This is a genomic window from Curtobacterium sp. 24E2, assembly GCF_016925595.1.
Lineage (GTDB): Bacteria > Actinomycetota > Actinomycetes > Actinomycetales > Microbacteriaceae > Curtobacterium.
Window position 1 is genome coordinate 1,766,573 of record NZ_CP068987.1, and the last position, 15,349, is coordinate 1,781,921.

The following is a 15,349-nucleotide window of genomic DNA, read 5'->3' on the forward strand; positions in this document are numbered from 1 at the left end:
GCGGTCGCGGGCGAGGGGCGCGGAACGGGCGCGCGGCTACTCGACCTCGGGCAGTCGCACCGTGACCTCGAGTCCGCCGGAGCGCACGTTCCGCAGCGACGCCGTCCCGCCGGCGCGCTCGGCCACCGCACGGACGATCGCGAGACCCAGCCCGGATCCACCCGGCAGGGCGATCGCACCGGTGGCCGGATCGGGGTTCGGGCGCGACTTCCGGGCCTCGTCCGGTCGGGTGAACCGGTCGAACGCGACCGGGATGAACGACTCGGGGACGCCGGGGCCGTCGTCGGTGACCTGCAGGACGCCCTCGCCCCCGGTGCTGCGCCAGGAGACGAAGATGCCGCCGCCGCGGGGAGCGCCGACACCGCGTTGCCCGCGATGTTCGTGACGAGCTGCGCCATGCCGCCGGTGTCGAGCCGGTAGCGGGGTTCGTGGGTCCCACCGCCGATGCCCGGCCCGGAGCCACCGACGGCCACCGGTGCCTCGAGGTCGAAGTCGACGGTGACGTCCTTGGCCGACGCGATGAGCCGGACCCGGTCGACGGCCGCCATGACCTCGTCACCGAGGTCGGACCAGCCGGTCTCCGGGCGCTGGTCGCTGTCCTGCTCCCGCCGTTCGGACTCCTCGATCCGGGACAGCGCGAGCAGGTCGTTCGCCAGCCGGGACAGCCGGGCGACGCTGTGCTTGGCGCGCTCGATGTGGGCGGCCAGGGCAGCGGCGTCGTCGCCGTCGAGCGACGCCAGGTCGAGCTGTGTGGTCAGGATGGCGAGCGGTGTGCGGAGCTCGTGGCTGGCGTCGGACACCATCTGCCGCTCCCGCTCGGTGGCCTGGCGCGTGCGGGCGAGGAAGGCGTTGAGGGTCGTGGCGAGGGACGCGAGTTCGTCCTGCGCGGGGCCGACGGGCAACTCGGCCCGTTCGGGCGCGACGGACAGCCGCTCGGCCTCACGGCGCATCCGGTTGACAGGGCGGAGCGCCGCGGTCGCCAGGACCCAGGAAGCGATGCCGAAGGCGAGCAGGATCGCGACGCCGGTGAGCGACAGGGTCGAGGTGAGGTCGTCGACCACGATCGCCTCGGCTTGCGAGTTCCGGGCGGCGACGACCGTCCACCGGCCGGCCTGGTTCACGGGGTGTTCGACGACCACGCGGTACTCGGACCCGGACACCCGGATGATCGAGGTGCCGGCCGCCGTGGAGGTCAGGCTGCCGAGGGCGCTCTCCACCCGGGTGGGCATCGTCGAGAGCACGATGTCGCCGGACGGTGAGACCACGGCGACGAGCTGCGCGTTGCCCGGCGGGGACAGGTCGGGGTCGCTGTCCACCTCGAGCGTGGCGACGTACGGGTCGGCGTCGGCGTCCAGCAGGGTCCGGGTCGCACTCGCGACGACGCTGACCACCTGGAACCGCATCACCAGCACCAGCAGCACGATCACGACCGCGGCGATCGCCGTCGAACCGATCGTGATCCGTGCCCGCAGGGACAGCAGGCGCAGGGGGCGGACCAGACCGCGTCGTGGGCGGTCCGGCCCCGGGCGAGCGGAGGCCCCGCTCACGCCCCGAGCAGATCCAGGCGGTACCCGCGGCCGCGGACGGTCGCGATCGCGACGGTGGCCTCGTGGGCGACGAGCTTCTTGCGGAGGTACGAGATGTACTGCTCGACGACGTTCGGGTCGACGTGCTGCGAACCGTCCCAGACCTCTTCGAGGATCTTCGACCGGTCGACCACGCTGCCGGCGGAGCGCGCCAGCAGGCGGAGCAGCGCGAACTCGGTCGGGCTGACGGCGACGCGCTGCCCCTTGATCGAGATGCGACGGGCCTCGGAGTCGATCGAGACGTCGCCGACCTCGATCGTGCGGGGTGCCCCGGCGGACTCGCGGCGACCGAGGGCGCGGAGCCTGGCGGTGAGCTCGGCGAACGCGAACGGCTTGGTGAGGTAGTCGTCCGCACCAGCGTCGAGGCCGAACACGCGGTCGTCCACGGCGTCGCGCGCGGTGACGAGCAGGATCCGCACGGGGTCCTCGCGTTCGCGGATCCGTCGTGCGAGCTCGAATCCGGACATGCCGGGCATCATCACGTCCACGACGGCCAGGTCGAACGCCTGCTCGCCGAGGGCGATGAGCGCCTCGACCCCGTTCTCCACCGCCGTCACGCGGTACCCCTCGGCAGCGAGACCGCGCTCCATCAGGGCACGCATCTCGTCGTCGTCCTCGACCACCAACAGCCGCATAGTGGACCTCCTCGGACCCATCGTGGCATCGAACGGGCGTCGAGGGTCGATGCCCGGGCCGAACTCACTGAATCTCGTCACAGGAGCGGGTACCGTGGCTGCCCGACCACCGGGCAGAACGGTCTGTCCCGCGTTCTAGGGACATGAGGACTTCTTGCTTCATTGGTAGGATCACCCGGCGGACAGCGCTTACCCGAAGGGCGGTCCGTTGCAGCAGGGGGCACCATGAACGACCCGATCGACCACGCGTCCGTCGACCACCCGTCCGTCGACCACCCGGCCATCGTCCGTCTCCGCGCGGAGCTCGATGCCGCGTGGAAGGGCATCGGGGCGCTCGGCCAGATGGAGGGCGTCCGCCGCGACCGCGTGGTCGCCGAACTGCGGACGGCCGTCCCCGACGTCGCGAGTCGCGCGGCGCGCGAGGTCGGCTCCGAGGCCGCCGTCGCGGAGATCAGCCGGTTCGCCGACGTGGGCGTGCCCGGCGCCGACCCCGCCGTGCCGGCCGCGGTGATCTGGGACGACGTCGTGCAGACGGCGGCCGAAGCCGCACGCGCCACACGCTGACCAGCACTGGCACGCCGCGCCCGACCGGCGTCAGTCGTCCTCGCCGAGCAGCTCCTCGCGCACGCGTCGGACGTCCTCGAGTAGAGCGCCGATGAGCACCCAGTGCCGTGAGTTCGGTCGCACGATCTCCATCGGTGCCGTCAGCGCGGGTTCGGCGGTCGACACCTCGGCATCGTGCCCACCGGCACCCGCGGCGATCGACGGGTCCAGCCGCGTCGACTCGACCCGGGCGCTCAGAGCGCGGACGTCCGTGCCGATCCGGGCCACCTCGGTCGCGATGCCGCCGACCACCGGATCGGCGCGCAGGTCCGGTGCGGTGTTGTCGTGGATCGCCCGGGTCATGCCGGTGACGCGCGTGACCAGGACGCGCAGGTGCTCGGTGATGGCGACGTCGCGGTCGAGGATCGTGCGGTGCCGTCCACCTCGTGGGTTCATCGTCAGGGACTCGCGGGCCGCGTTCAGCGATGCCTCGGTCTTCGCGTGCTGCTGCCGGAGCGCGCGGGCCCGCACCAGGGCGTCCTGCCAGCGGTCGCGGTCCCACCCTCGGTCAGGCCGATCGCGACCCGTTCGAACGCCACGGCGGTGTCGCGGGCGAGTCGGGCGACGGCGAGGTGCGCGGGCTCGAGCAGGACCGGCGGGATGATCAGGGCGTTCACGACGAGGGCGACGACCGCACCGATCACGGTCTCGAGGATCCGGTCGGCCGAGTAGTTCGGCGTGACGACCCCCGCGGTGAGCACGAGCATCCCGCTGATGCTGACCTGGGTGGCCGAGGTCGGGGTCAGCCGGAGCACCCAGGCGATGAGGATGGCGAGCACGACCACGAGCAGGACGACCCACACCGAGTCGCCGAGCAGCAGGTGGAACCCGGTGGCGAGCAGCACGCCGAGCACGACCCCTGCGCTCCGCTCGAGGCCCTTGACGAACGACTGGTTGATGCTCGGCTGCACGACGAGCAGCGCAGCGATCGCGGCGAAGGTCGGGAACGGACCCTGGATCAGCAGCCGACACAGCAGCACCGCCGCGACGACCGCGACCGCGGTCTTCACGACCTGCAGGAACGGCGTGCGACTGGAGCTGCGGAGACGCGCGACCGGGTTCACCTCGACCACGCTAGCCACCGCCCGCACGCCGAGCCGTGCACGAACGCGACGAAAACGTCCGGACACGGTTGACTGATGTCGTGTGGCCCAACCATGAGCGCGTCATCCCGCAGGCCTTCGCCGGCTCCGGGACCTCCGTCGTGGCCGCACGGGCGCACTCCGTCGAGCCGTCGGGCAACGGCTACCTGTACGGCTACGAGGTCGACACGGTCGACCGGAACGGCCAGCGCGCCACCGTCCTGACGTACGTCGACACCGGCGGCGCGCACGACCAGAACAGTGCGATCGTCACCGATCCCGCGACCGGTGAACCCGTCTCGGTGTGGGCGTACCCGAACGACCCGGGTCTTCCGGTGCTGCCGCAGGTGACCTACCGCGACGCGGTCGCCGAGCTCCTGACGACGCTCGGCATGCCCGTCACCGACCCGGTGCTCACGGTGGCCGCGTACCGACCGGGCAAGCGTGCGGTGGTGCGGGTGGACGCCCCCGAACGCACCCTGTTCCTGAAGATCGTCCGTCCGCACCGGGTCGCGCCGATCGTGAAGTCGCACGAGCAGTTCGTGGCGGCGGGCCTGCCGGTGCCCCGAGTGCTGTCCAGCCGCGGCGACGGGCTCCTCGTGCTCGAGCGGATCCGCGGCGTGCCGGCCGGCAGTCGCATCCTCGACATCGCCGACGACCCGAGGTTCGTCGCGTCCCTGGCCGCCCTGAGCGGTCGGGTCGCGACCGTCCCGATGACCCAGCAGGCCCGCGCCGACGCGATGGACCACGCCGACTGGCACCGCCGTACGCTCATCGCCGCGTTGCCGCAGGACGCCGACGAGATCGACCGCCTGTACGACGCCATCGGCCGCCGGTCGATCGGTTGGACGAGTGCCGCGAAGCAGGTCGTGCACGGCGACCTGCACCTCGAGCAGGTGTTCGTCGACGAGGACGAGCCCTGGCGCATCTCCGGACTCCTGGACATCGACACCGCCGGCTGGGGCTTCCCGGTCCGCGACATCGGGGCGGTCGTCGCGCACCTGGTCGTCACCGGCCTCTGGCACCGATCGCGCGGAGATGCCGACCGCGGAGCCGCGGCCGAGCGCCTCGCCGACGCGATCGCCCGCGACTGGGTCGCCCGCAACCCGCGCGAGGCCGACCGCATCGGGCCCGCCATCGGCGCCCAGCTGCTGGCCCACGCCGGCGGCCAGGCGACCACCGGCTCCGCGAACGGCATCCAGACGGCCGAGCAGCTCCTCGCGGCGACGCGGGCTGCGTTGGCCGAGGCATCTCCGGTCCCGCCGGCGGCCGGTCTGGTCCGCCCGCGGTCCGCGCCCCGCGTCTGACGGGGTTCCACGGCACGCCACGCGCCGAGCGCCCAGGTTTCACGACACGCCACGCGACGAGCGCCGAGGTTCCACGACATGCCGCGCGCGGTGCGCCGAGGTTCCACGGACGGCTCCGAGGCGGCGCGAGGTGCCGAGATCTCGGAACCCCGGGCGCGGCGGTGCATGCGACCCATGGCGGTCAGGCGGCGCGTGGCGGGCCCGCCCCGGGCCTCCCGGTCGGCCGTCGCGAACGTTCCAGATCCCGTGGGACGCGCGCGGGAACGGGACGCTCGGGCCGCAACGGCCAGGAGGCGCGACGCGCGCGGGCGACGTGGAGTCGCCGCTGTCGGGGGTCGGGGAGTAAACTGAGCGCGCACGCACCGCGTTCCCGCGTGCCGCGTCGATTCCGGACGCAGCCGTCGATCACTTGATCGACGCGGGAACCGGGCCGTGACCGCCCCGCGGGGGCGTCACGTGCGTGTGACGACGCCGGATCCCGGCGCGGACCGTCGCACCCGGCGCCGAGCAGGCGCTCGCGGTGGAACGGTCCGCGGGACTCCACCGGACGTCCCGAAGCGGGGACCGGCGATGCGGTGGGCCACGGTGGCCCGCAGCCGAACCGGAGCCGTGTCAGGCCCCGGTGCAGGACTTCCGCCCCACGGGCGGCTCGCCCCGATGTGTGGGCGGAACAGGAGGAGCGTTGGCTCGATCAGGCACCCGGCGAGCTGCCGGCGGGACGCGGACCGCGTCACGTCGGACGAGGCCGCTGGACAACGACGGCGTGATCCCCGTCCTCGCCCGCGCGGTGCGCGAGGTCGAGGCGGCGGCGCAGCGCGGACCGCTCAAGGCGACGAACCGGACGAAGTTCCAGGCCGTCGCACTGCTCATGCGCGAAGAGCGCGCACGGGTGAAGGGCGACACCGACCTCACCGACTCGCAGCGCGCCGAGCAGCTCAAGCGGCTCGACGGCGTGGCGACGATCCTCGCGAAGACCGCGGCCCGCGACACCAGCGTCATCCAGCTGCTGGCGGAAGAGGTCCAGGTCTCCGAGGCGACCCGCGCCGTCAAGCGCGACATGATGATCGCCGGCGGCATGGAGCTGCAGCCGGAGGACCTCGTGATCGCGGCCGAGCCCACCCCGGTCGCCGAGACCCCGGTGCGCGCCGTCACCCCGCAGGCGGTCGTGCAGCGTCAGCTCGCGAACCCGTTCCTGCCGCCGGACTTCGCGCTCGCCGACCAGCCCGTCGCGCACCCGCGTCGCCTGGCGAACTGGGAGCTCTTCGGTCCGCTGTTCAAGTCGTTCGAGTACGGCGCAGGCGGGGAGCGGCGACGATGCCGCTGCCCGAGCCGACCTCGCTGCACTCCCGCTCCGGCACCACCCTCATGAAGCACCAGGCCGAACTGGTCGCCGCCGCGTCGCAGGGACACCGCACGTTCCTGCTCGCCGACGAGCCGGGCCTCGGCAAGACGGCGCAGTCGCTGCTCGCCGCCGACGCCGCGAACGCGTTCCCGCTGCTCGTCGTCGTGCCGAACGTCGTCAAGACGAACTGGGCGCGCGAAGCCGAGCGTTGGGTGCCGAACCACCGCGCCACCGTCATCCACGGGGACGGCAACGACCTCGACGGGTTCGCCGACATCATCATCGTGAACTACGAGATCCTCGACCGGCACGCCGGCTGGCTCGGCGGCTTCGGCTTCAAGGGCATGGTCGTCGACGAGGCGCACTTCATCAAGAACAAGGACTCGCAGCGCGCCCGGTTCGTGCTGCAGATCGCCGACCGCATCCGGCAGCGCACGGCAGCACCGCTGCTCATGGCGCTGACGGGTACCCCGCTCATCAACTCGGTCGAGGACTTCCGCACCATCTGGGAGTACCTCGGGTGGATCGACGACAAGAAGCCCCGCGCGAAGCTCATGAACGAGCTCGAGGAGATCGGGTTGACTCCCGCCGACCAGGGCTTCTTCGTCGAGGCCCGTCGTGCCGTCATCGACCAGGGCATCGTCCGACGCCGAAAGGTCGACGTCGCCGCGGACATCCCGGCCCGCCGGATCGCCGACATCCCCGTCGAGCTCGACGGCGACGAGGGGCGCTCCATCCGCGACGCCGAGCGCGAGCTCACCGCGAAGCTCGTGCGCCGGTACCACCAGGCGCTCGACGCCCGCACCGGGCAGGACCCGGTCGTCGGCATCGACCACAAGCTCGTCCGCCAGGTCGCGCGCTGGGAGCTCGAGGACCAGGACGCCTCGTCGACCGGCGAGAACGTGTTCTCGATGGTCCGACGCATCGGTCGCGCCAAGGCCCAGCTCGCAGCGGACTACGCCGCGCAGCTCGCGTCGAACGTCGGCAAGGTCGTGTTCTTCGCGAAGCACCTCGACGTGATGGACCAGGCGGAAGAGGTCTTCGCCCGCCGGGGTCTCCGCACCGCCACGATCCGCGGTGACCAGACGGCCACGCAGCGCACGGCACAGATCGACTCGTTCGTGAACGACCCCGACGTCGCCGTGATCGTCTGCTCGCTGACCGCGGCCGGCGTGGGCCTGAACCTGCAGGTGGCGTCCAACGTCGTGCTCGCCGAGCTGTCGTGGACGAGCGCCGAGCAGACCCAGGCAATCGACCGCGTGCACCGCATCGGGCAGGAAGAGCCCGTCACCGCGTGGCGCATCATCGCCGCGCAGACGATCGACACCAAGATCGCCGAGCTCATCGACTCGAAGGCGTCCCTGGCCGCCCGCGCGCTCGACGGCTCGGACGAGGAACTCGTCGACTCCGGCGACATCCAGCTCGACGCCATGGCCGCGCTGCTCACCGAGGCGCTCGGGGGCTAGTTCCGCGGCTGTTCCGGCCGCAAAACACCGGTGTTCGCACTTCAAACCGCGTCATGCACGTGTTCGGAGCGGGAACACCGGTGTTTTGCCGCGTCGCCGCGTCGCCGCTCAGATGCGGGACTGCACCTCGGCCAGCGACGGGTTCGTCGCCGTGGTGCCGTCGGGGAACACGAGCGTCGGAACGGTCTGGTTGCCGCCGTTGACCTCGGCAACGAGTTCCGCCGTGCCCGGGGTCTGCTCGATGTCGACCTCGGTGAAGGGCACGCCGGCCTTCGCCATCTGGTTCTTCAACCGGGCGCAGTAGCCGCACCACGTGGTCGTGAACATCGTGACGCCGCCGGCTTCGGGGGTGAACTGCTCGCGGGTGATCGTGTCGCTCATGGCGCCAGGCTAACCCCGCTTTCTGGACGCCCTTGACGTGCTTATCCGATATAGCTAGGTTAAGCCGCATGGATCCGATCCAACGCATCACCGCCCCGACGCTCGACGTGCTCGACGCACTGCTGACCGTCGACGGCCCGGCATGGGGGTTGCTCGTCATCAAGACCACCGGGCGCCACGCCGGCACCGTCTACCCGATCCTCGAACGACTCGAGCGGCAGGGGTGGATCACGTCGTCGTGGGACGACGAGACCGACCGCCCCGGGCCGCGCCGTCGGCTCTACGAGTTCACGCCCGACGGGGTCGACGCCGCACGCGACCTCGTCGCGGCGCGTCCGTCCGCCGCGACGCCTGCTCGTCCGGCTCGCTCGGCCCACCGGCCGGTGACCTCGTGAGCGCGCTCGACCGGGTGCTCGTGGGGGTCGCGGTCGCGGTCTCGCCCGCAGCACACCGCGCCGCCCGCCGCGAGCAGTGGCTCGCCGACGTCCGCGATGCCCATGAATTCGACCTCTCGCCGACCGCACTCGCGTTCGGCGCCTTCACCACGGCGCTGTTCCACCGACGCGCCGGCCACCGTTCCACCTGGGGGAACACCATGACCGCACTGCCGACACCCGTCCGTTCTGCACCGCACACCATCCGCACGATCCCGGTCCTCATCGCGCTCGCGGTCCTGTCCTTCGTCGTCTCGGTGGGCGTCCTCGCGCTCCTGCAGCGGTACAACGGTCTGCCCGAGGCGCGTCCGGTCTTCGACATGGTCGGGATCGGGCTCGCGGTGGTGCCGGGCGCCGCTGTCGCAACGAGCGTCCTCCTGGTGTCGGACGTCGCGCGCCGCCGCCGGGTCCTCGGCGCTGTTGCCGTGTTCGCCATCGCCGCCGTGTGGTGGGCGATCACGACCGGTTCGCTCAACGTCCCCGTGTACGCCCCGGTCCAGGTCGGCGTCATCGCGGCTGGGCTGCTCGCGGTCTGGCTCGTGGTGCTCCACCGACCGGTATGGACGTACTTGCTCCTCGTCCTGCCCGTCGTCGCTGCCGTGCTGGTGTTCCCGCTCGCAGAAGCAGCGAACGGCTCGGGGATCCCGTACTCCGCCATGGCACTGGTGTCGTGGATCGGGCAGCTCGTCCCGTTCCTGGTCGCCGTCGTCGGAGCCGTGGTGGCGTCACGGTTCTCCACAGATGCGCCAGCGGTGGTCGAGGCGCACGGCGAAGCCCTGGTAGACAAGACCGTGTGAGTGACACCCACCTCGAGATCGAGCGCACCTACGACCTGCCAGAGGGCGGTGCCCTGCCCGACCTCGTCGGCGCCGGTGGCATCCTCCGCACCGAGCACCAGGAGCCGTTCGAGCTCGATGCGACGTACTGGGACACCGAGCGGTACGACCTGGTGGCGGCGCGCGTCACGGTCCGGCGCCGGACCGGCGGTCCCGATGCCGGGTGGCACATCAAGCGCTCCGAGTCGGACACGGTCCGCCACGAGCAGCACTTCGCGCTGACCGACGACGCTGACACGGTTCCGACCGAGGTCCTCGCGGCGCTCTTCACCGAGCGCCGCGGCCGTGGCCTGCGCCCCGTGGTCCGCATCACGACCACTCGCACCGTCACCCGCCTGCTCGACGAGGACGGCGACCAGGTCGCCGAACTCGCCGACGACCAGGTGACCGCGCAGCGCCTCGACGACGACGCTCCCGAAACGCCGCGCACCTGGCGCGAGGTCGAGGTCGAGGCCGTCGCCGACGTCGACCCGCAGGTCGCGCACGAGCTCTTCGCGGCCCTCGACGGGCGCTTCGCGGCCGTCGGCGCCGGCCCCGCCGCTGTCGCGTCCAAGCTGGCACGCGGGCTGGCAGGAGCACCGGCACCGCGCCTCCAGACCGAGGAGAAGCCGGACAAGGGCACGACCGCGCGCGTCCTCGCGAAGCGGCTGCGGAAGCTGCGCGCTGCGCTGCTCGGCCAGGAATCGCGCCTCCGCGCCGGCGATGCGGCCGACCTCCGGCAGACGGCTGAGACCGCCCTCGAGATCGCTTCGATCCTCGATGCGTACCGTCCGGCGTTCGCCGCCGGCGACGCCGTCGACCGAGCCGCAGAGGCGGCCGATGGCCTGGCTGCCGTGACCGCGCGCGCAGCACTCAACGAGTACCTGGTCGACCGGTTGCCGCGGGCGTCGACCCCGGCGCAGGACGACCTGGTCGACTCGATGACCCGCGAACGCATCCTGGCGTCGACCCGTGAGCGTCGCGACCAGTCGGTGCGGGACGTCGTCGCGTTCGTGCACGGCGAGCCGTTCCTCGAACTGCTCGACGCGCTCGACGACGCCGTCGAACGACCGACCCCGACCGAGTGGTCGCTCCGTTCGCCGAAGAAGGTCGCACAGGACGTCGGTGCCGTCGTGAAGCCGCACATCCGCGAGCTCGTCCGGGCCGCGGTCGCCGACGACACCTCGGACACCGCCGCCGAGCGCGAGGCCGCTGACCGTGCGACCACCGAAGCCGCCTGGCAGGGCACGATGCGGGCGCGGATGGCGATGGACGTCCTCGGCGACGACGCGTTCCCGCACGCACTCTGGAAGCGGATCGGTAGCGCGGCCGATGTACTGACCGAGCGCGTCCGGTCGCTGCACGCCCTCGATGCGCTGCGGACCAACGCGGCGATCGCCGAACGCGGTGGCGAGGGGACGTTCGGGTACGGCGTGCTCGCGGGGACCGGGTGCGCCTGGCCGAGGAGTCCTACGACGAGGCGGTGCACGCGCTCAACCGCGTGTGAGCCGTGCGCTGCGCTTCGCCGCGGGCGTTCGCTTGGTGAGCAGGAATGGTCGGTTGCCTGCGGGCAGCGGACCATCCCTGCTCACGAAGAGCGTGGCGCTCAGCCGCCGAAGTCGACCGACGCAGACTCCGGCACCCGGAACCGCCGACCCGGGTAGCGCAGCCCCGACCAGTACATGTTGGTATGGGCAATGACGTGCACCGCCGGCACCGTGACGCCGTCGTGTTGGGCATCGGTCGTCGTGTGGGCGTCGGCGACGAGTGAGACGTCGTACCCGTCAGCCGCCGCTCGCCCCGCGGTGGTGCGGACGCAGTAGTCCGTCTGCGCCCCCACGATCACGAGGTGCGTGACGTCGAGCCCGTCGAGCACAGCACGCAGGTCCGTGTCGACGAACGAGTCCCGGTAGGTCTTGCGCACGACCGGCTCGGCGACATCGCGGACGAGCGGGCCCGCGAGCTGCCAGTCGTCGGTGCCGTACGGGAAGTCCTGTTCGTCCTGCACCCAGACGACGGGGACCCCCTCGGACCGAGCTCGCGTGACGAGGGCATGGATACGTGCGACCACGGCGTCGGCGTCGAGGCAGGAGCGGACCACCCCGGCCTGGACGTCGATCACCAGCAGGGCAGTGCTCATCCGAGTGCGAGGGGCGCGGCGCTCGCGGGCGCGGGCTCTTCGTCTGCCAGCCCGAGCACGTCGAGCAGCCAAGCCAGTTCGAACGCCCGCTCCTTCCACGAGGCGTACCGCCCGCTCACGCCGCCGTGGCCCGCGGACATCTCGGTCTTCAGCAGCACCGGCGCCCCGACCTCGCGCAGCTTCGCGGTCCACTTCGCCGGCTCGACGTAGAGCACACGGGTGTCGTTGATCGACGTCACGGCGAGGATCCGCGGGTACTGCACGTCGTCGCGGACGTTCTCGTACGGGGTGTACTCGCTCATGTAGCGGTAGACCTCGGCGTCGTGCAGTGGGTCGCCCCACTCGTCCCACTCGATGACGGTCAGGGGCAGGTCGGGGTCGAGGATGCTCGTGAGCGCGTCGACGAACGGCACCGCGGCGACGATCCCGGCGAACCGGTCCGGCGCGATGTTCGCCACCGCACCCATCAGGAGCCCGCCGGCGCTGCCGCCCTCGGCCACGAGCCGGTCCGCGGTGGTGCGGCCGGACTCGATCAGGTGGTCGGCGACCGCGACGAAGTCGGTGAACGTGTTCTTCTTCGTCAGGGTCTTGCCGTTCTCGTACCAGTGCCGGCCCATCTCGCCGCCACCGCGCACGTGGGCGACGGCGAAGACGACGCCGCGGTCGAGCATCGACAGGCGCATGACGCTGAAGCCCGGGTCGATGGAGTGCTCGTACGAGCCGTAGCCGTACAGGTGGAGCGGCGAGGGGGCGTCCGCGTCGACGGCGTCGCGGCGCCACACGAGCGAGATCGGCACGCGGGTGCCGTCCGACGCGGTGGCCCAGTCGCGCTCCTGGGCGTAGTCGGCGGGGTCGTAGCCGCCGAGTACCGGCTGGCGCTTCAGGACCGTCACCTGGCCGGTCGCCAGGTCCAGGTCGCTGACCTCGGACGGGGTGACGAACGAGGTGAACCCGATGCGGAGCGTCGGCTGGTCCCACTCGGGGTTGCCGCCGAGGCCGGCCGAGAACAGTGCTTCGTCGAAGGGGACCTCGTGCGCGTCGCCGTACCCGTCACCCTCGATGGGGATGATCGCGATGCGGGGGAGCGCCTCGGAGCGGTACTCGAGCGCGAGGTGCCCGGCAAAGGCGTCGACGGACTCGATGCGGCGCTCGGTGTGGTGCGCCACCACGACCCGGCGGTCGCGCTCGGACGTGGGGTCGTCGGCGGGGACGTCGACGAGCTCGAAGTTCTCGGCACCGTCATTGTGCAGCACCAGGAACCGGTCGCTGCCGCCGACGATGGCGTGCTCGATCTCGTACTCGACGCCGTCGCGTCGCGGCCACACGACCTGGAACTCGCCGGTCGGGTCGGCGGCGTCGAGCACCAGGGCCTCGGACGTGATCTTCGACCCGAGCTCGATGACGATGTACTGCGACGACCGGGTGACGCCGACACCGACCCAGTAGCGGTCGTCCGGTTCCTCGAAGACCAGGACGTCGTCGGACGCCGCCGTGCCGACGGCGTGCCGCCAGATCTTGTCCGGACGCCACGACTCGTCGACCGTCGGGTAGAAGACGTACCGGCCAGCCGGGTCGAACGTCGCGCCGGCCCCGGTGTTCGGGATGGCGTCGCCGAGGTCGGTGCCGGACGCCAGGTCACGCACGTGCAGGGTGTACCGCTCGTCGCCCTCGACGTCGATGCCGTAGACCAGGCGGGTGCCGTCATCGCTGATGTCGTAGGTGCCGAGGGAGAAGAACTCGTGGCCGTCGGCCAGGGCGTTGCCGTCGAGGACGACCTGCTCACCGGGGAGGGTCGACTCGCCCTCGACGACGGCCGGCGGGGTCCAGTCGTTGGCACCGGCGATCGGCGCGCGGCAGTGCACGCCGTACTGGCTGCCCTCGGCCGTGCGGGTGAAGTACCACCAGTCGCCCATCCGCACCGGCACCGAGAGGTCGGTCTCCTGCACACGGTTCTTGACCTCGGCGAAGACGCGGTCGCGCAGCGGGGCGAGGTGGTCGGTGGCGGCGTCGGTGTAGGCGTTCTCTGCCTCGAGGTAGGCGAGGGTGTCCGGCGAGTCCTTGTCACGCAGCCACTCGTAGTCGTCGACGAAGTCGATGCCGTGGTGGGTCCGCGTCACGGGCCGCTTGGCGGCGGTGGGCGGGGTGGCCTGGGAGTGCTCGGTGCTCACCGTCCCACCCTATGCGCACGGCCCGTAACGAGCCGGGCGTCACGCCGCCGCCCGGAATCGGTCGCACCGCGTCCGCCCGGCCACCCCGCGCGAACCCGCTGCTCGAAGGCCTCGAGCTCGTCCGCGACGGCCGGTGCGACCCAGGCGCGGTCACGCCGCCGCTCGGTGACCGGACGCAGTACTCCGGCGCGGACGAGGTCTGCGGCCACGGAGCCGGCCAGGTCGTCGTCGACCGGTCCGTCGTCGACACCGGCGAGGAGGTCCTGCAGTCGGGCCTCGGTCAGGACCGGGTCGTCGGAGAGCGCCCGCCCGACGACCGCGTGGGGACTCGTGGCACACGGACCCGCCATCCGGTCGGCCGCGTGCTCGTCGAGCAGCAGGGCGGTCACGGTCGCCTCGTCGCACACGGTGCCGATGGCGATCGCGACGTCTGCCACGAGGGCGTCCACGAGCCCGTCGCGGTACCGCTCGAGGTGCCGGAAGTACCGGCCCCGATCAGCTGCGAGCGCGGTGGCGATCGGCGCGGTCACCGTCGTCGTGACACCTCGCCGCCGCAACACGGCACTGATCACCGCCCGTCCGATCCGGCCGTTGCCGTCGGTGAACGGGTGGATCGACTCGAACTGGGCGTGCCCGATCGCGGCCTGGGCGATCGGGTGCAGGTCCGTCCGGTGCAGGAACGCGAACAGGTCGGTCATGAGCGGCGCGACGAGCTCCGGCGGCGGCGGGACGTACGTCGCCAGCCGCGGGGTGTCACCGCCACCGATCCAGTTCTGGACGCTGCGGTAGCGCCCGGCGTACCGCCCGTCGACCGGGTCGTCGCGCAGGAGCAGCCGGTGCGCTTCGAGCAGCGCGGCCTCGGTGATCACGCCCGTGTCCGCTGCCGCGACCAACCCCTCGATCGCCCCGGCGGCGCGGACGACGACGGTCGCACTCGGGTTCGCGCGGATGCCCACGAGTGCTCGGGCGCAGTCGTCGAGTGACGCGGACTCGTCCTCGATCCGCGACGAGGCGACGGCCTCGGTCCGACCGATCACCGACCCGAGGGGCGCGAGCCGGGAACCGTGGTGGACGTCGAGCGACCGGAGCGCCGTGGCCGCGCGGTCGAGCAGCGCCTCGGTCCGGGCATCGGGCACCCACCGAGCACGAGCGATCCTCGGTGGCAGCGACACCCGGACCGACGTGGTCATCCGGTCGGCACGGGACCCCCGGCGGGCGCTGCGCCACGGACGCTCCGCGCTGCCGTGCACGGGCCATCCGCGGTGCACGAGCACGCCGCTGTGCGCGGTCTTGCCGTCGAGCGCGGTCGAGCCGTCGTGGACGTCCGGGGTCTCGTTCCGATGCACCATGCCGGGAGCGTAGGGACTCCCGGACGCCCGATGCCAGGAAT

General features: G+C 72.1%; 13 protein-coding genes and 2 pseudogenes. 6 read left to right on the forward strand and 9 right to left on the reverse strand.

Annotation, left to right across the window (positions count from 1 at the left end):
• Nucleotides 1-36: 36 nt before the first annotated feature.
• From JN350_RS08770 to JN350_RS08775, 3 genes and pseudogenes are all read right to left on the reverse strand, one after another.
• The gene (locus tag JN350_RS08770) at nucleotides 37-336 is read right to left on the reverse strand and encodes an ATP-binding protein (RefSeq protein ID WP_205464414.1); all 300 of its coding nucleotides are present in this window, start codon (nucleotides 334-336) and stop codon (nucleotides 37-39) included.
• A gap of 341 nt (nucleotides 337-677) precedes the next feature.
• A pseudogene (locus JN350_RS20775) lies at nucleotides 678-1,403 on the reverse strand (HAMP domain-containing protein); the annotation flags it as partial.
• Nucleotides 1,404-1,543: 140 nt separating this feature from the next.
• Nucleotides 1,544-2,221 carry a response regulator transcription factor gene (locus JN350_RS08775; protein WP_205464238.1) on the reverse strand — a complete coding sequence of 226 codons (678 nt, stop codon included), beginning with the start codon at nucleotides 2,219-2,221 and terminating at the stop codon, nucleotides 1,544-1,546.
• 225 nt (nucleotides 2,222-2,446) lie between these two features.
• On the opposite strand from JN350_RS08775, the gene JN350_RS08780 reads away from it, so the two are divergent.
• Complete coding sequence (locus JN350_RS08780) at nucleotides 2,447-2,785, forward strand: hypothetical protein (RefSeq protein ID WP_205464239.1); 339 nt, start codon at nucleotides 2,447-2,449, stop codon at nucleotides 2,783-2,785.
• 30 nt (nucleotides 2,786-2,815) lie between these two features.
• On the opposite strand, the gene JN350_RS19270 is transcribed toward JN350_RS08780, so the two are convergent.
• The gene (locus tag JN350_RS19270; RefSeq protein WP_240347654.1) at nucleotides 2,816-3,295 is read right to left on the reverse strand and encodes a hypothetical protein; all 480 of its coding nucleotides are present in this window, start codon (nucleotides 3,293-3,295) and stop codon (nucleotides 2,816-2,818) included.
• On the reverse strand, nucleotides 3,244-3,906 hold the full coding sequence (locus tag JN350_RS19275) for an aromatic acid exporter family protein (protein WP_240347655.1): 663 nt from the start codon (nucleotides 3,904-3,906) through the stop codon (nucleotides 3,244-3,246). The genes JN350_RS19270 and JN350_RS19275 overlap by 52 nt, the downstream gene beginning before the upstream one ends.
• Nucleotides 3,907-3,968: 62 nt before the next feature.
• On the opposite strand from JN350_RS19275, the gene JN350_RS08790 reads away from it, so the two are divergent.
• Nucleotides 3,969-5,213, forward strand: coding sequence for an aminoglycoside phosphotransferase family protein (locus tag JN350_RS08790; RefSeq protein ID WP_205464240.1), 1,245 nt, complete (start codon nucleotides 3,969-3,971; stop codon nucleotides 5,211-5,213).
• 682 nt (nucleotides 5,214-5,895) lie between these two features.
• Nucleotides 5,896-8,021, forward strand: a pseudogene (locus tag JN350_RS08795) (DEAD/DEAH box helicase).
• A gap of 108 nt (nucleotides 8,022-8,129) precedes the next feature.
• On the opposite strand, the gene JN350_RS08800 reads toward JN350_RS08795, so the two are convergent.
• Nucleotides 8,130-8,402: a mycoredoxin gene (locus JN350_RS08800; protein WP_111084552.1), complete on the reverse strand. Its 273-nt coding sequence runs from the start codon at nucleotides 8,400-8,402 to the stop codon at nucleotides 8,130-8,132.
• 68 nt (nucleotides 8,403-8,470) lie between these two features.
• On the opposite strand from JN350_RS08800, the gene JN350_RS08805 reads away from it, so the two are divergent.
• The 3 genes from JN350_RS08805 to JN350_RS08815 are packed head-to-tail and all read left to right on the forward strand — an operon-like array spanning nucleotide 8,471 to nucleotide 11,315.
• The gene (locus tag JN350_RS08805) at nucleotides 8,471-8,797 is read left to right on the forward strand and encodes a PadR family transcriptional regulator (RefSeq protein ID WP_205464241.1); all 327 of its coding nucleotides are present in this window, start codon (nucleotides 8,471-8,473) and stop codon (nucleotides 8,795-8,797) included.
• Nucleotides 8,794-9,633 carry a hypothetical protein gene (locus tag JN350_RS08810; protein WP_205464242.1) on the forward strand — a complete coding sequence of 280 codons (840 nt, stop codon included), beginning with the start codon at nucleotides 8,794-8,796 and terminating at the stop codon, nucleotides 9,631-9,633. Before JN350_RS08805 ends, JN350_RS08810 begins: the two co-directional genes overlap by 4 nt.
• Nucleotides 9,630-11,315 carry a CYTH domain-containing protein gene (locus JN350_RS08815; protein ID WP_205464243.1) on the forward strand — a complete coding sequence of 562 codons (1,686 nt, stop codon included), beginning with the start codon at nucleotides 9,630-9,632 and terminating at the stop codon, nucleotides 11,313-11,315. The genes JN350_RS08810 and JN350_RS08815 overlap by 4 nt, the downstream gene beginning before the upstream one ends.
• Here the strand turns inward: JN350_RS08815 and JN350_RS08820 are convergent.
• Genes JN350_RS08820 through JN350_RS08830 form a run of 3 tightly spaced genes read right to left on the reverse strand, consistent with a single transcriptional unit; the run spans nucleotide 11,258 to nucleotide 15,308 of the window.
• Complete coding sequence (locus JN350_RS08820) at nucleotides 11,258-11,791, reverse strand: cysteine hydrolase family protein (protein ID WP_205464244.1); 534 nt, start codon at nucleotides 11,789-11,791, stop codon at nucleotides 11,258-11,260. The genes JN350_RS08815 and JN350_RS08820 overlap by 58 nt on opposite strands.
• On the reverse strand, nucleotides 11,788-13,959 hold the full coding sequence (locus JN350_RS08825) for a S9 family peptidase (protein ID WP_205464245.1): 2,172 nt from the start codon (nucleotides 13,957-13,959) through the stop codon (nucleotides 11,788-11,790). Before JN350_RS08825 ends, JN350_RS08820 begins: the two co-directional genes overlap by 4 nt.
• Nucleotides 13,956-15,308 carry a Fic family protein gene (locus JN350_RS08830; RefSeq protein ID WP_205464246.1) on the reverse strand — a complete coding sequence of 451 codons (1,353 nt, stop codon included), beginning with the start codon at nucleotides 15,306-15,308 and terminating at the stop codon, nucleotides 13,956-13,958. Before JN350_RS08830 ends, JN350_RS08825 begins: the two co-directional genes overlap by 4 nt.
• Nucleotides 15,309-15,349: the final 41 nt, after the last annotated feature.

Excerpts from the sequence above, each read along its gene's own strand:
- JN350_RS08820 (WP_205464244.1), bottom strand. The coding sequence starts at position 11,791 with ATGAGCACTGCCCTGCTGGTGATCGACGTCCAGGCCGGGGTGGTCCGC.
- JN350_RS08805 (WP_205464241.1), top strand. The coding sequence starts at position 8,471 with ATGGATCCGATCCAACGCATCACCGCCCCGACGCTCGACGTGCTCGAC.
- JN350_RS08780 (WP_205464239.1), top strand. The coding sequence starts at position 2,447 with ATGAACGACCCGATCGACCACGCGTCCGTCGACCACCCGTCCGTCGAC.
- JN350_RS08800 (WP_111084552.1), bottom strand. The coding sequence starts at position 8,402 with ATGAGCGACACGATCACCCGCGAGCAGTTCACCCCCGAAGCCGGCGGC.
- JN350_RS08775 (WP_205464238.1), bottom strand. The coding sequence starts at position 2,221 with ATGCGGCTGTTGGTGGTCGAGGACGACGACGAGATGCGTGCCCTGATG.
- JN350_RS08830 (WP_205464246.1), bottom strand. The coding sequence starts at position 15,308 with ATGGTGCATCGGAACGAGACCCCGGACGTCCACGACGGCTCGACCGCG.